The organism is Mycolicibacterium moriokaense (assembly GCF_010726085.1).
GTDB lineage: Bacteria > Actinomycetota > Actinomycetes > Mycobacteriales > Mycobacteriaceae > Mycobacterium > Mycobacterium moriokaense.
Genome location: NZ_AP022560.1, coordinates 1859663 through 1873872 on the forward strand (window position 1 = coordinate 1859663; position 14210 = coordinate 1873872).

The following is a 14210-nucleotide window of genomic DNA, read 5'->3' on the forward strand; positions in this document are numbered from 1 at the left end:
CAGTCGAGGGAGGCGCTGTCGGCGGCCGGTCGGCACCCACCACCAGCTCGATGCAATCGATGCACCGCCACTTGTGGACGTTCCCCTTGAACGTCCGCGACGGGCCGTCACAGTCCGGACACACCCCCACAGCCGAATCCCGCGCCAACCGACTACTCACAGCCGCAGCCTCCGCATATCAGCCGCCACACGCTCCCGCTCCCTGTCCTGTACCGCAGCCTTCGCCAGCGCCCGACCCGACAACGCAAGCTGACGACGATTCCGCAGCCCCGGCAGCCGGTTTCGCAACATCACAACCCTTTGATCGAAACCAACCAGGCTGTCACTCGACAACGCATCAGAGAGACCCACATCAAGTTCCGATACCTGGCCGGCCGGCTGTGCCGCCACCACGGCCGCCAAATCCGAGTTCAGCGGCTCCACCACCGCCACAAGGAGATCCACCCACGAACCGTCGTACAAGTCGCTCTCGTCAATCTCAGGCACAGTCTTGTGGGCCGGATCGCGCACCAACGCCGCTAACCGATCACGCGCACCCTCCGGCAACCCCGACGCTGACTGCTTCGCCAACAGCTCCACCACCGCGGCACGAAGACCACACACCTCCTTCGCGATCTCACGGACATCCCGCAGCGGCTCCAGCAGCGGAGGTACGCCGTCACCGAAATTGCGCCTGTCCGCCAACCGCACACCATCCGCCAGAAGAGCCTGAACCTCAACCGCCAACGGCCGACACTGAGCCTCAACCTCAGCGCACAGATCGAAACTCGCATAGTGGACGTCCCACCCCTGACGGCGCTGCTCCCGCCCCTCCGCCTGGTCGAAATCCACCCGCCTCGGCACCGACCGCACCAACGACCCCCGCGCGCGACCCCGGTCCCGCTCCGAAGACAACGGCGCATCACTCGACAGCAACGAACGCCGCCGCCCAACCCGCTCCGCATCAACCGGCGACGCAACACCCCACGCGCTCATCGGCCCAGCCCCAACAGCAGCGCCGCCAACGCATCAACACCAGCAGCGGTCAGATTCGGCCTCGCCGCATCGATCGCACGCCGAACCGTCCAATACGCCAAACCCGCCCGACACGCCCGAACGCCCGGATCGTCCTCCGACCGCCCAAGAGCTTTCAAGTGACCGAGCTCAGCACGCCACAACGACGCCCGCTTCGAGTCCGGTTCACTCACACAAAGGGTCTCCATGTATATGACGGTAAACCCTTGCGGTGCAACAGGTCTTAACGCTTAAGACCCTGTGTCGCAACAACATCCAAACCGTAACCTCCAGTGTCACCCAGATCACACAACGACCACGCACAACACCCAAAAAATTGCAGAAATTCTCGCGGGGCCTCCGCTGCGCTCAGCGGGCACCCCCCTCGGGCAAACCTCCCCGGCATTCCAGACGCGACACCTACTCGGCTTCGCGGGATTCCCGCTCGATAGCCAGCTCACGCAGGACCGCATCTCAGGTGCGAGCCTGCACGCAACGCAGATCTTTTTCGTGACCGCACGCAAAAGGGTGCCCGCCAGACAGACACCCCTGATACGCGCAGGGCGTCCACGACCACGGACACCCCGTCCCCGTTGTCACTGCGCATCGTCGTCGTCCTCATCAGCGCCCTCCGCCAACACCTGCTCGATCCACGAACCCTCGGCAGCTTTACCCTTTTCACGGCTCCGTTCGACGGCCGACCACTCGGCCAGCTCATTAGCGCAGATAGCGCCACCGATCGCCAAGACCTGGCGCGCGATATCGACCTGGAGCGGCCAGATTGGATCCTCAGGGCCGAGGACAGTGCCGGCCACCTCGCGGCAAGCCTTCACCGCTTCGGCCTCGAGCTGCTCAGGATCGAGCCGCCCCGTCGTCACGTCATCCGCGATCGACACCGCCGCATCCACCGCGTGCTTCTTCGCGGCCGCCCGCCGCTCCGCACGATTACTCATTTTCCCAGCTCTCCCATCGTTTTCCGCGCAACCCACGACCTATCTACGCGTAGTTTCACTGCTCGATCTCCCGCGTCTCGACCACCTCGGCGTCAATCGCCGCATGCATCGCTTGACGAAGATCCGCCAGCACCTCAACCGTCGTCCGCTGAGTTACGTCGACCTCGACACGCCGCGCCGCATGCAGCCCATCAATCCGCGCCAACTGATCCGTAACAGACCGCAGTTCGCGAGACAACGTCACGATCAGGTCTGCATCACCACGCTGCACTGCGACCGCAACCTGTTCAAACAGCATCGTTTTCATCAACTGCATCCCCTCAGACAGCGATCGCCGCGACATCTCCGGCGAATCCCGCGTTCGCGCCCACAACCGCTCTACGGCGCTCTTAGCGGCCTGCCTATGCCCGAACCCCAGTTCATCCGCAATCGCCTGCCACGTGTAGCCCACGGCCCGTAGAGTGGCCGCCTGCTCATGGCGCGCCCGCGACTCCCTCCGAGTCCCAATGCGTTTCATGTCAGCAGAATGTCAGCAGTAGGTGACAGGGCGGCTGACTCGCCGGGTTCGGGGTCATTTGACTCGCCTCAGTGTTGGTCCGTGGTTGGCGAGGTCGTATGCGTGGATTGCGTTGCGGAGTCGTTCGATGTCGGTGTGGTCGATTGTGTATGGGCCGAGTTCGAGGTGTAGGCCTGCGGCTGTGTCGTGGACTAGTCGGATTGGGATTGTGCAGTAGGTGTCGGTTTCGTCGATCGCGGGTTCGATGGGGTCGAGTGTGTTGAGGACGGTTCGGTTTAGGTCTGTGGTGGCGGCGGTGTAGTCCGCGTCGAGGAGTGGAAAGTCGGCCATCTGGAGTGCCTTTCGTTGGGTGTTGTTGGCGCACTGGTTTGGTTTCTGAATGTCTGTTGTGTGGTGTGTGTGCGCCGCGTGCGCCCTATAGGGGCGCTGGCGCACTGGCGCACTCACTTTTACTAGTGCGCTGGCGCACTGGTGGCGCACTTCGGCGCACTGGCGCACTGGGTTGGTCATTGGGTTGTCCCGCATTCGAGGTGTTGTCCGGTCTGTCCGGCGGTGAGTGGGTAGTGGCAGACCGCGCAGGGGTTGGCGATGCGGTGCAGCTTGGATCGGTGTGGTCCGTTGTCGACGGTGACCAGGCCGCGGGCGACTGCGGCTTTTAGTGCGTCGCGCAGTGCTCGCCGGGTGTGTTCGCTGTCGGTGGTGGCGGCTTCGATGTCGCGGCCGGACAGTCCTTCCCCGTGGTGTCGGGCCAGGGCGGCGACGACGTCATGCTCTGCGGCTTCGATTTTCGCGTCGTGGCGTGATCCGGCTGCGTATGTGAGTCGTCGGTTGATGGGGTCAAAGCTGAGGCGTCCTTCGGGCACATCGACGTCGCGGCCATAGGCGGAGAAGAACCGAGGAGACCCGGGGTTGTCGTCCTCGCGGACCAGACGCCAGATCGCGTCGGGCCAATCCTGCAGACGGCTATCGCCGCGGGCACGTTCGTTGGTGTGGCCCATGTGCTGCACGATCAAGGCGTCGGGAATGTCTGCTTCAATGAGTAGCGCGTCGAAAGCGACGAGGAATTGGCCGGCGTCGCGGTGTTCGTCGAGTCCGAGCGCGTCCAGCACCGGCCGTAGGCAGTCGAGCACAAGGTATTCGACGCCGAGGTCGCGGAGTCGTGTGGCCCACTGGGCGCGGATCCGGTCGTCGAGCAGGTTGAGCGATGCGACTCGGCCGCGTAGTCCGGCGACGTCGGCCAGGGCGGCGCGGTTGGCGATGTTCTGGTCGCGGAGCCATCGGCGCAGAGTGTTGTCGTCGAGCTCGGTGTCGATTAGCGCGATTCTGCGCGGCGGCATCGGGATGTCGAACTGTCCGAGGAACGGTTGTTGGTCTGATAAGGACCCCAACAGATTCCCGACGAGCGTGGTTTTGCCTGCCTTGAACTGAGCCGACATCAGTACACGGCCGTTGAGTAGCGCCAGCTGGTCAATGCGATAACGGGCAGCTGTGTCGGGCTCTGCTAGCAGCTCGTCGAGGCTGCGCACCGGGGGTGGTGTTACGGCCGGCCGGTCCTGCTCGTCGAGACGGCGCCGAGCTTCCCGCTCAATCCGCAGTACGCGCATCCGGTTCTCGATCACCTGCTCTTCGTGATCACCGTGCTCTGCCACGTTGTTGGCGTCGGCACGGTCGGATATCGAATCCGCCCCGTTGTGGGGGACGGTTGATGTGCGCTCGTCGTCGGGTGGCTCTGGCGGGAGTGGGATTTGCGCCCAATCGTCATCGGTGACGGGATAGTCGCCGGCGTCGAAGCGTGCCACCCGCTCCGCAACGGCCCTGCCCCTATCGATGAGTTCCGGGTCGCCGCTCATCCGACGATCCTCGAGCTCGGATCCCGGCGTCGTGTGTACGGCGATGGCGCTAGGCGTAGAGACGCTTCCCGACGCCGCCGAAGCTGCGTCGGCGTCGATTGGTCGACCGGCGGCCGACACACCGTCCCTTTGCGGACGAACTCAGGCCTGAACTGTCTGTCGAGGCGGCTATCATTGTGGTCATCGACTTCGGCTGTCGTGTGGGTGGCGCTCTCTGTGGCGGGGGGCGCCACTTCTTTTTCGGGTTTTTCGGGCGGCCCTTCTTTGATCGGTCCGGTCATGCCGCACCGCCTGCATTCCGCAGTACCGCTGCAACTTTCGCGAGTTGCTCTGCGCTTGGGGTGGGCCAGTCTGCTACGACTCGGGCGGCGTGCTCGGCGAGGACTTCGTAGGCGAGGGCTTGGCCGACTTCACGGACCTTTGGGTGGTCCGGAGGGTAGGACTGTAGGCGACGGGCTTTACTAGCGCGGAGTTTAGCGACGGGGGCCGAGGGAGCGGCCATTGTGTTGCCTCCTAGGGCAGGGCGAATCACGCCCTCCGCTGGGAGGCTTACTCAAACGGCACCGACTAGAGCCGCTTGTTACGTGACATGTTAGCCGCTAAATCGGCAAGCGGGATGAACGACACGGCGCCATTTTTGGCGTGCCATCGATCCAGGAACGGCACCAAGTTCGCGTGACGCACCGGGACAGTGGTGGGCTTTGGGTCGGTGTCTTTCCGCGGTAGGTCGGCGCACTTAGGACACTTGACGTTGTACCTGCGGTCCGTCCACCTCGGATCTTCAATATCGTCAGTGAGCCAGTTGTCGGACGCATCATCGACGAACACTTCCGCGTCCGACAACAAACGCAACCGCGCAGATTCATCCATCCGCAGCCAGTCGCCGTCGACCTTTACGAATTCGGCGACGGGCGTTTCCCTGTGGTTGCCGCAGTAGATAAAGACGACAGGATACGGATTGGGAATAGTCAATGGCGTGTCGTCGGCAGTGGATTGAAGCTCCTGACGCATCGCTTCGCGGTGCGCATCGAGCGAGTCGAACACCGGCATGTCCTTGTCGTCACCGCTGTGCATCCTTGGCGCCCTTCTTTGGTGTTATCGCCACAGTGTCTTTGTTGAATACGCGCGAATACCTAGTGCCCGGTAGCAGTCGAACCACACACAACGCATCGATGACGGCGCGTTGCGCCATGAGGCCCGCGCCGAAAAATGCGGCTGCGGGGTCTGGCGAGTTGAGGATTTCGCCTAGCGCGGCACCTGAACTGTGCGCGGCGATCTTGCGCTCGATGACGGCGCGCTCAGCGCGTACCCGTTCTGTCGCTGAGGCGTACCGGTAACCGTCAATGAGGTCGGCGTCGTAGTCGGCCTCGATGCGTGCCAGCCGGTTCTGTAGCTGCTCGACCTCGGCGAGCAGCGGTGCGAGTTCGGACTCGGTCGGGGCCAGCAAATCGGCCATGTCCTCACGTTGCAGTCGGGCCACGATGACAGTGCGCACCCAATTGTCTACGGGCACGCGGGCCCGGTTCACATGCCGCTCTCTGCACACGTACCGGTTCTGCGACCAGCTACTCACCGGTGCCTCACAAATGCCGCACAGGAACAATCCCGACCCGAGGTGCTTACGGTCGGTGCCTTCCCGATTGGAGACCCTGCGCGGGTCGTTGAGCTTGGCCTGCACCACGTCGAACACGTCATCGGAGACAATGGGCTCCCAGTTGCCCAGCTTTCCTGTCGGTTTGCCCTGATATATTGCGCGGCCCGCATAACGCGGGTTGACGAGGATCGTGCGAATCGTAGAAGGGTGCCATGGTTTGCGGCCGCGAGTGGTGACGCCTTCGTTGGTTAGGGTGCGAGCGATCGACTTCAGCGATTCGCCGGCGTGGAACATCTGGAACATTCTGCACACAAGGTCGGCCTCGGCGGGCACGATTTCGCCCTTCGGGGTGTAGCCGGTCAGTCGGACGCCGAGCGGCGGGCGGCCGAGACGCGCGCGCTGGCTGGCGGCATCGCGCTGTCTCCTCGATTTGCGATCTACCTCCGCGCGGGCCACTGCGAGCTTGACGCGGGCGAACATGCGCCCCCCGTCTGTCGTTAGGTCGGCCTCGCCGTTGGCGGTGACCAGCGCCAGGCCGCGGTCCTCTGCTGCGTCGATCCAGTCCTCGAGCTGCCGGGGCTGACGGGTTAGGCGGTCGAGGTCGTAGCACACAAGCGCGTCGAAATCGCCTGCCTCATACGCCTTTACGAGTGCGTCGTAACCGGGTCGGTTTTTGCGTGCATCGCTGGCGCTGATGCTGTTGTCCACGAACTCGCCAACCAACTTCCAGCCGCGTTGCTTGATGATCTTGACGCACTCACGCCTCTGACGGGCGATCGCCAGCCCCTCGCCCGTTTGGTCGAGCGAAATTCGAAGGTAGGTCGCGGCGCGCTGCGCACTTGCCATAGACATATTGTTGCACAGCGTTGTAATCTGGTCGAATTCCGCTTCAACGTGTAAAGTTGCTGCTCAACAGCCATTTATCGGCTCTCCGTCCGCAGTCCGTCCGCAGCAGGATTGACTGCCGCCTTGAAGAGGTTCGCGGCAGCCTTGCGGGTCCGCTCGTTGGCGTTAGGCCAGAGATGCGCATAGGTGTTCAGCGTGACGGTTGGCGACTTGTGCCCGAGTGCCCGCTGAACAGTCACCACGTCGCAGTTCTCGTAGATCAGGCCGGAAGCGTAGAAGTGGCGGAGGTCATGTAGGTCGTAGGCAACGTCGACGGCCGTCCGTGTCTTTCGCCATTGATACCCAACTGAGTTCTGATGGAGTGGGTTTCCGCCCTGACCGGGAAACTGAATCGCCCTGGTTCTGACGGAGACTCGAACTATTGGATTGCGACCAGGGGTTGGTCGGTCCGTTGGGCATCGTAGAACGCTGCTTCGAACTCTGTGGGTGAAACGTCATCGAGGTAGCTGTGGAGGCGGTTGGTGTTGTGCCAGTAGACCCAGCCCAGGGTGGCCAGTTCGACGTCCTCGACGGTCTTCCATGGACCGCTGCGGGCGGGGCCGTAGATCAGCTCGGCTTTGTAGTAGCCGTTGACTGTCTCGGCGAGGGCGTTATCGAAACTGTCTCCGATTGAACCGATCGAGGGCACCGCGCCGATCTCGGCGAGCCGTTCCCCGTAGCGGATGGACGTGAACTGCGATCCGGCATCGGAGTGACATGTCAAGCCTTCCAACAGGTTTCCGCGTGACCAGCGGGCCATTTCCAACGCGTCGAGCACCATGGTGGTGCGCATGTGAGACGCCACTCGCCAGCCCACGATCATCCGGGAGTAGGCGTCGACGATGAAGCAGACATAGGCCACCCCCGACCAGGTCGGCACGAACGTCACGGTGACCCATGAATCGCCCTGGTTCTGACGGAGACTCGAACTATTGGATTGCGACCAGGGGTTGGTCGGTCCGTTGGGCATCGTAGAACGCTGCTTCGAACTCTGTGGGTGAAACGTCATCGAGGTAGCTGTGGAGGCGGTTGGTGTTGTGCCAGTAGACCCAGCCCAGGGTGGCCAGTTCGACGTCCTCGACGGTCTTCCATGGACCGCTGCGGGCGGGGCCGTAGATCAGCTCGGCTTTGTAGTAGCCGTTGACTGTCTCGGCGAGGGCGTTATCGAAACTGTCTCCGATTGAACCGATCGAGGGCACCGCGCCGATCTCGGCGAGCCGTTCCCCGTAGCGGATGGACGTGAACTGCGATCCGGCATCGGAGTGACATGTCAAGCCTTCCAACAGGTTTCCGCGTGACCAGCGGGCCATTTCCAACGCGTCGAGCACCATGGTGGTGCGCATGTGAGACGCCACTCGCCAGCCCACGATCATCCGGGAGTAGGCGTCGACGATGAAGCAGACATAGGCCACCCCCGACCAGGTCGGCACGAACGTCAGATCGGTGACCCACAATTGGTTGGGCGCGCTCGCGCTGAACTTCCGGTTGACCAGATCCGGGTGGCGCCGCGGCCGGGTCCGGTGTGGTGGTGGGCACCCGTTTACCGCGGCGCACTCCGTGGATGCCGGCCGCGCGCATCAGCCGCGCGACCTGGTCGCGGCCGACGTCGTGGCCAGCGCGGCGGGCGGCTTTCCACAGCTTGCGCGCCCCGTAGACGCGGTAATTGTCCTCCCACAACGCCACCAGGGCAGGCCCCAGGACCTCGTCCCGCTGCGCGCGCGCCGACGGCGCGCGGGTCTTGGTGTCGTAGTAGGTGCTCGGGGCCATCGACACCCCTGCGGTGCGCAGGACGGTGATGATGGGCTCGACCCCGAACTCGGCGCGATGGGCGTCGACGAAGTCGACTACTTCTTGTGTTGGCGGTCGAGCTCCGCCCCGAAGAAACTGGCCGCTCGCTTCAGTATTTCGTTGGCACGCTTGAGTTCTCGGTTCTCCTGTTCAAGCGCTTTGATCCGCGCCGACTCCGCAGTGGACACTCCCGGTGCGTACCCGTCGTCGATGTCAGCCTGGCGCACCCACGAGCGCACCGACTCCACCCCGTACCCGAGCTGGCGGGCCACCCGCGACACCGTGCCCTGCTCGGTGCCCAACTCGGCACGCAGAGCGCGGACCATCCGCACCGCGGCGGCCTTCTCCTCCGGGCTGTAACGCCTTGACGTGGGCTTCCCGGCAGACTGTTCCTTCGGCATACCTGCATCCTCGTTTCCAAGGTCAGGAGCCTCCGGGATTTCCAGGGCGATTCACACCTAATAAGGAGACCCGGGTCCGTCGGGCGATACAAGCCGCCACGCGTCGCCCGACTCGCGCGCGACTCCTTATCGACTGTTTGCTTCGCGATCTGCGCGTGGGTGGACATTTTGAGGACGGCTCGATTCCCAGTGGCGACCTCAGCCGAGCGCAGGCTGCATTTCGTAGGCAAGGTTGGATCCTGTCCGATTCCGGCGAAATCGCCGAACTGGTGGTCAATTTGGACACCGGTGGCAGACCTGCGCTCAACGAGCAACTGAGTCGTCTACAACGCGCAGATGATGACCCGGCCCTAGCCCTTGGTTCTGCTAAGGACCTACTTGAGGCTGTCGCGAAGTTCGTTCTTTCGGAACTGGAATGGCCCATTCAGCCGAACGCCGACTTTGGCCAGCTTTGGTACCTCGCGAGGGAACGACTCGGCATACTTCCCCAGCAGGTTGCGGGCACCACCCTCGGCGCTAATCACATCAAGTCGGTCCTCCAGAGTGCATGGACGATTGCTGAGCAGGTCAATGCTCTCAGGAACCTACAAGGCACTGGGCACGGTCGGACTTTGCCAACTGGCGTTACCGCCGAGCTTGCTCGGTTGGTCGTGAAGGAAGCGTGCTCCGTAGCTGAGTTCGCGCTTGACCGCGCTCGCTGAAATTCCCCACTGACGCTCATCGAAATTCCCCACCCGTGTGGCTCCGCCGAGAAGGGCGGGCCTCCTTCGATGCTGCTGGTGTCTGACGCCTGCAGTACTGCCCGAAGGAGGCCCGCTTTCTCATGCTCACATGGGAGGACGATGTGGAATTACATGCCCTGGCCAAGCGTGGTTGGACGATCTCGGCGATCGCCCGGCACACCGGCTTCGACCGCAAGACGGTCCGCAAGTACCTGGCCGGTGACGGCCAGCCCGGGGTGCGAGCCCGCCCCGGCCCGGACCCCTTCGATCCGTTCGTCGACTACGTCACCGCGAGGCTGACCGAGGACCCACACCTGTGGGCCCGCACCCTGTTCGACGAACTCGAGGAACTGGGCTTCGGGCTGTCGTATCAGAGCCTGACCCGCAACATCCGCACCCGGAACCTGCGCCCGGTCTGTGAAGCCTGCCGCGCAGCCACACAGCGCCCGAACGCCGTCATCCCACACCCACCGGGGGACGAAACTCAATGGGACTGGCTGGAATTGCCCGATCCACCGGCATCGTGGGGTTGGGGCAAGACCGCACACCTGCTGGTCGGATCACTGGCTCATTCCGGGAAATGGCGCGGCTTCCTGGCGGCGTCGGAGGATCAACCGCATCTGGTCGCCGGCCTGGACCGGGTGAGCCGTGGCCTGGGAGGGTGCACGCGGGTGTGGCGCTTCGACCGGATGGCCACGGTCTGCGATCCCGGCTCGGGCCGGGTGACCGCGTCGTTCGCCGGGGTCGCCAAGCACTACGGCGTCTCGGTGGCGATCTGCCCGGCCCGGCGCGGCAACCGCAAGGGCGTGGTGGAGAAGGTCAACCACACCGCCGCGCAACGTTGGTGGCGCACCCTGGCCGACGATATGACGGTTGAGGCGGCCCAGGTCGACCTGGATCGCTTTGCGCGGGTACGTGGTGACACCCGGTTGCGGGCCACCGCTGATGGCCGGTCCTCGGTCGCGGTGGTGGCCAAAACGGAGCCACTGCAACCTATGCCGGCAACCCCATATCCGGTGATCGTGACCGAGACCCGCACGGCGTCGCGGCAGGCGTTGGTGTCTTACCGCGGCAACCGCTACTCGGTGCCCCCGGAGCTCGCCACTGCTCAAGTGGTGGTCAGCCATCCGGTCGGTGGTCAGTTCTGCGATATCGCCACCATGAGCGGGATCGTGGTCGCCCGGCACCGAATGGCCGCCGACGGGCTCGGGGTGATGGTGCGTGACAGCGGTCATGTCATCGCCCTGGACACCGCGGCGATGGCCACCGCGGCGACCGGACGGCCACACCGCCGCAAGGAACGCATCCCACCCGGCCCGGCGGCCAAAGCCGCTGCCGCGCAACTACTTCAACTCAGGCAGCTACCCATCACGGCAATTGAAACGTCAACTCCGTCAACCGATTCCACCGTCATCGATCTGTCCGCCTATGAGCGGGCCGCCCAGAACAGGACCATCCAATGACCCCCACACCCCGCACCCCAAAGACCACCACCACGACCACCGGCGACGAGTCGCCGTCGGCGGCGGCGTCGCGGTATCAGCAGCTGCGTTCGCATCTGGCCGAACTCAAACTGGCCGCGGCCGCCGAAGCCCTGCCCGCGGTCTTGGACCAGGCCGCCGCCGAGAACCTCTCGCTGACCGTGGCCCTGGAGCGACTGCTGGCCGTGGAAGTCGAAGCCAGCACCGCCCGCCGACTGGCGGGCCGGCTACGGTTCGCCTGCCTGCCCACCCCGGCCACCCTCGATGATTTCGATGTCGATTCCGCCGCCGGCATCGACCGCAAGCTCATCGACGAACTGGGCACCTGCCGCTACCTGCAATCAGCGACCAACATCTTGTTAATCGGACCACCGGGCACCGGCAAAACCCACCTCTCCGTGGATTGGCCCGCGCCGCCGCGCACGCCGGTTACCGGACATACTTCACGACCGCCGCCGACCTCGCCGCACGGTGTCACCGCGCCGCGATCGAGGGACGCTGGGCCACCACGATGCGGTTCTACGCCGGACCGACCCTGCTGGTTATCGACGAACTCGGGTATTTACCGCTGCCCGCCGAGGCTGCCTCCGCATTGTTTCAGGTTGTGTCCCAACGGTATTTGAAGACCAGCATCGTCATCACCACCAACCGCGGGGTGGGTGCGTGGGGCGAAATCCTCGGCGACACCACCGTCGCCGCAGCCATGCTCGACCGTCTGCTGCACCGCTCGGTGGTCATCAACCTCGACGGCGAGTCCTACCGCCTCCGCGACCACCAGGCCGCCGCCGAAACCCTGCGCCGCACCACCACCGGCACCCGCCAACAACTACACTGACCGCTGCTCACAGGTGAGGAATTTCAACGAGCACACCTGAGGACTTTCGATGAGCGCGGTCACGCTCGCCACGCTCGACCGTGCAAAGGGATCTCCCGCGTGGAGTGATGAGGGCCAAGCGCCGTCCGCAGTTCGTCCGCAGTAGCTTCGGCAACCGTCGTGCGTCGTCATACGTAGCCAACCTTCTGACCTGCAGGTAGTTAACGCAACCAACGTCACTAGCGGCGCCAAACGCCCAGCAACGAGTTCCGCTTCAACGTCTAGATCGACGCGTCGGGCACAGCGGATGCATGCGAGCGGCGAGTCTGCGTCGACCATTGAGCCGACCATTGAGCCGTCTTTAGGCGTTAGCCGCGCCACCGTGTATGACGTTCTTGCTCGCTGATCCTCCTTTATTCCAGCATGATTCCGCCCTGACTACTCGTGTTTAGTTCGGATCCCAGATCTAGTCGTGTTCAAGGCCATAGCCGCCCCTTAGGTCCTTGTGGGCGGCCTTGAGTGTGCGGTCACACAGGACCACCAGTGCGTCGATGTCGAGGTTTGATTCCTCGCCGAGCCGGTCGAGCCAAGCGGTCTCTTCAGCTTTCAGCTCTGACCACTTCTGGTGCCCACCGAAATACACCATGGTGTCGTCGGGCGGTGGAGCATCTACAACTGTCTTGGCGAGCTGCCTCTTGCAGGAATCAAGTTGTGCCAACGAATAACCGTGCTCGCGGAATTGACGATCCCATTCGTCAAGCAGTAGGTCGGTCAATTCGCGCACCGGTTCCGCCGCGTAGACCATCAACTCTGCGATCCCATCGTCCAGACCCATGCGCATGCGGAATTCGTAAAGCTCTCTCACCGTCTCGGCGCGCCTGCGGTTGGCGGCGGCCTCACTGTGAATCGCCCTGGAAATCCCGGAGGCTCCTGACCTTGGAAACGAGGATGCAGGTATGCCGAAGGAACAGTCTGCCGGGAAGCCCACGTCAAGGCGTTACAGCCCGGAGGAGAAGGCCGCCGCGGTGCGGATGGTCCGCGCTCTGCGTGCCGAGTTGGGCACCGAGCAGGGCACGGTGTCGCGGGTGGCCCGCCAGCTCGGGTACGGGGTGGAGTCGGTGCGCTCGTGGGTGCGCCAGGCTGACATCGACGACGGGTACGCACCGGGAGTGTCCACTGCGGAGTCGGCGCGGATCAAAGCGCTTGAACAGGAGAACCGAGAACTCAAGCGTGCCAACGAAATACTGAAGCGAGCGGCCAGTTTCTTCGGGGCGGAGCTCGACCGCCAACACAAGAAGTAGTCGACTTCGTCGACGCCCATCGCGCCGAGTTCGGGGTCGAGCCCATCATCACCGTCCTGCGCACCGCAGGGTGTGGCCCCGAGCACCTACTACGACACCAAGACCCGCGCGCCGTCGGCGCGCGCAGCGGACGAGGTCCTGGGGCCTGCCCTGGTGGCGTTGTGGGAGGACAATTACCGCGTCTACGGGCGCGCAAGCTGTGGAAAGCCGCCCGCCGCGCTGGCCACGACGTCGGCCGCGACCAGGTCGCGCGGCTGATGCGCGCGGCCGGCATCCACGGAGTGCGCCGCGGTAAACGGGTGCCCACCACCACACCGGACCCGGCCGCGGCGCGCCACCCGGATCTGGTCAACCGGAAGTTCAGCGCGAGCGCGCCCAACCAATTGTGGGTCACCGATCTGACGTTCGTGCCGACCTGGTCGGGGGTGGCCTATGTCTGCTTCATCGTCGACGCCTACTCCCGGATGATCGTGGGCTGGCGAGTGGCGTCTCACATGCGCACCACCATGGTGCTCGACGCGTTGGAAATGGCCCGCTGGTCACGCGGAAACCTGTTGGAAGGCTTGACATGTCACTCCGATGCCGGATCGCAGTTCACGTCCATCCGCTACGGGGAACGGCTCGCCGAGATCGGCGCGGTGCCCTCGATCGGTTCAATCGGAGACAGTTTCGATAACGCCCTCGCCGAGACAGTCAACGGCTACTACAAAGCCGAGCTGATCTACGGCCCCGCCCGCAGCGGTCCATGGAAGACCGTCGAGGACGTCGAACTGGCCACCCTGGGCTGGGTCTACTGGCACAACACCAACCGCCTCCACAGCTACCTCGATGACGTTTCACCCACAGAGTTCGAAGCAGCGTTCTACGATGCCCAACGGACCGACCAACCCCTGGTCGCAATCCAATAGTTC

Annotated in this window: 14 protein-coding genes, 3 pseudogenes and 2 other annotated features; of the genes and pseudogenes, 5 read left to right on the forward strand and 12 right to left on the reverse strand. The window is 64.0% G+C overall.

From position 1 onward, the window contains the following. Positions 1-156: 156 nt before the first annotated feature. The 11 genes and pseudogenes from G6N43_RS09130 to G6N43_RS09180 all read right to left on the reverse strand — a co-directional run bounded on the left by G6N43_RS09130 (position 157) and on the right by G6N43_RS09180 (position 8981). Complete coding sequence (locus G6N43_RS09130) at positions 157-843, reverse strand: hypothetical protein (RefSeq protein WP_234810350.1); 687 nt, start codon at positions 841-843, stop codon at positions 157-159. A 128-nt stretch (positions 844-971) separates the two neighbouring features. Beyond that, complete coding sequence (locus G6N43_RS09135; protein WP_234810351.1) at positions 972-1187, reverse strand: hypothetical protein; 216 nt, start codon at positions 1185-1187, stop codon at positions 972-974. Positions 1188-1589: 402 nt separating this feature from the next. Next, the gene (locus tag G6N43_RS09140) at positions 1590-1946 is read right to left on the reverse strand and encodes a hypothetical protein (protein WP_083157806.1); all 357 of its coding nucleotides are present in this window, start codon (positions 1944-1946) and stop codon (positions 1590-1592) included. Between the two features lie 55 nt (positions 1947-2001). Next, positions 2002-2397 (reverse strand): hypothetical protein, encoded by a 396-nt coding sequence (locus G6N43_RS09145; RefSeq protein ID WP_133056607.1) that lies wholly within the window; start codon positions 2395-2397, stop codon positions 2002-2004. 120 nt (positions 2398-2517) lie between these two features. Then, entirely contained in the window at positions 2518-2793 is a 276-nt protein-coding gene (locus G6N43_RS09150) for a hypothetical protein (protein ID WP_083157808.1), read from the reverse strand. A gap of 176 nt (positions 2794-2969) precedes the next feature. After that, positions 2970-4313, reverse strand: coding sequence for an AAA family ATPase (locus G6N43_RS09155; protein WP_083157809.1), 1344 nt, complete (start codon positions 4311-4313; stop codon positions 2970-2972). Positions 4314-4880: 567 nt separating this feature from the next. Next, positions 4881-5387, reverse strand: a complete 507-nt coding sequence (locus G6N43_RS09160) for a hypothetical protein (RefSeq protein WP_083157810.1) — start codon at positions 5385-5387, stop codon at positions 4881-4883. After that, positions 5374-6753, reverse strand: coding sequence for a recombinase family protein (locus tag G6N43_RS09165; RefSeq protein WP_110810586.1), 1380 nt, complete (start codon positions 6751-6753; stop codon positions 5374-5376). The genes G6N43_RS09160 and G6N43_RS09165 overlap by 14 nt, the downstream gene beginning before the upstream one ends. Before the next feature lie 74 nt (positions 6754-6827). Further along, the gene (locus tag G6N43_RS09170) at positions 6828-7175 is read right to left on the reverse strand and encodes a tyrosine-type recombinase/integrase (RefSeq protein WP_083157812.1); all 348 of its coding nucleotides are present in this window, start codon (positions 7173-7175) and stop codon (positions 6828-6830) included. Further along, positions 7172-7690: pseudogene (locus G6N43_RS09175) on the reverse strand (IS3 family transposase); the annotation flags it as partial. The pseudogene G6N43_RS09175 and the gene G6N43_RS09170, both read right to left, overlap by 4 nt. Positions 7691-7721: 31 nt before the next feature. Then, positions 7722-8981, reverse strand: a pseudogene (locus G6N43_RS09180) (IS3 family transposase). Continuing rightward, positions 8551-8682 (reverse strand) — a sequence feature (AL1L pseudoknot). It overlaps the preceding pseudogene by 132 nt. Positions 8982-9118: 137 nt before the next feature. Between G6N43_RS09180 and G6N43_RS09185 the strand changes: the two are divergent. The 3 genes and pseudogenes from G6N43_RS09185 (at position 9119) to istB (ending at position 12019) form a co-directional block, all read left to right on the forward strand. Beyond that, on the forward strand, positions 9119-9682 hold the full coding sequence (locus G6N43_RS09185; RefSeq protein WP_234810362.1) for an abortive infection family protein: 564 nt from the start codon (positions 9119-9121) through the stop codon (positions 9680-9682). 122 nt (positions 9683-9804) lie between these two features. Further along, positions 9805-11166 (forward strand): Mu transposase domain-containing protein, encoded by a 1362-nt coding sequence (locus G6N43_RS09190; protein ID WP_163658056.1) that lies wholly within the window; start codon positions 9805-9807, stop codon positions 11164-11166. Then, a pseudogene (gene istB / locus G6N43_RS09195) lies at positions 11163-12019 on the forward strand (IS21-like element helper ATPase IstB). The gene G6N43_RS09190 and the pseudogene istB overlap by 4 nt, the downstream one beginning before the upstream one ends. A 445-nt stretch (positions 12020-12464) precedes the next feature. On the opposite strand, the gene G6N43_RS09200 reads toward istB, so the two are convergent. Next, complete coding sequence (locus G6N43_RS09200) at positions 12465-12839, reverse strand: hypothetical protein (protein WP_179967985.1); 375 nt, start codon at positions 12837-12839, stop codon at positions 12465-12467. A 115-nt stretch (positions 12840-12954) separates the two neighbouring features. On the opposite strand from G6N43_RS09200, the gene G6N43_RS30650 reads away from it, so the two are divergent. Then, positions 12955-13299: a transposase gene (locus G6N43_RS30650; protein WP_244960516.1), complete on the forward strand. Its 345-nt coding sequence runs from the start codon at positions 12955-12957 to the stop codon at positions 13297-13299. Continuing rightward, positions 13254-13380, forward strand: a sequence feature (AL1L pseudoknot). Its footprint overlaps the gene before it by 46 nt. Next, complete coding sequence (locus G6N43_RS09205) at positions 13347-14207, forward strand: IS3 family transposase (protein ID WP_244960520.1); 861 nt, start codon at positions 13347-13349, stop codon at positions 14205-14207. It overlaps the preceding feature by 34 nt. Positions 14208-14210 lie beyond the last annotated feature (3 nt).

What these genes read in the sequence shown, in the direction of transcription:
- G6N43_RS09140 (WP_083157806.1), bottom strand. Translation starts at nt 1,946, where the DNA reads ATGAGTAATCGTGCGGAGCGGCGGGCGGCCGCGAAGAAGCACGCGGTG.
- G6N43_RS09150 (WP_083157808.1), bottom strand. Translation starts at nt 2,793, where the DNA reads ATGGCCGACTTTCCACTCCTCGACGCGGACTACACCGCCGCCACCACA.
- G6N43_RS09155 (WP_083157809.1), bottom strand. Translation starts at nt 4,313, where the DNA reads ATGAGCGGCGACCCGGAACTCATCGATAGGGGCAGGGCCGTTGCGGAG.
- G6N43_RS09160 (WP_083157810.1), bottom strand. Translation starts at nt 5,387, where the DNA reads ATGCACAGCGGTGACGACAAGGACATGCCGGTGTTCGACTCGCTCGAT.
- G6N43_RS09165 (WP_110810586.1), bottom strand. Translation starts at nt 6,753, where the DNA reads ATGGCAAGTGCGCAGCGCGCCGCGACCTACCTTCGAATTTCGCTCGAC.
- G6N43_RS09190 (WP_163658056.1), top strand. Translation starts at nt 9,805, where the DNA reads ATGCTCACATGGGAGGACGATGTGGAATTACATGCCCTGGCCAAGCGT.
- G6N43_RS09200 (WP_179967985.1), bottom strand. Translation starts at nt 12,839, where the DNA reads ATGCGCATGGGTCTGGACGATGGGATCGCAGAGTTGATGGTCTACGCG.
- G6N43_RS30650 (WP_244960516.1), top strand. Translation starts at nt 12,955, where the DNA reads ATGCCGAAGGAACAGTCTGCCGGGAAGCCCACGTCAAGGCGTTACAGC.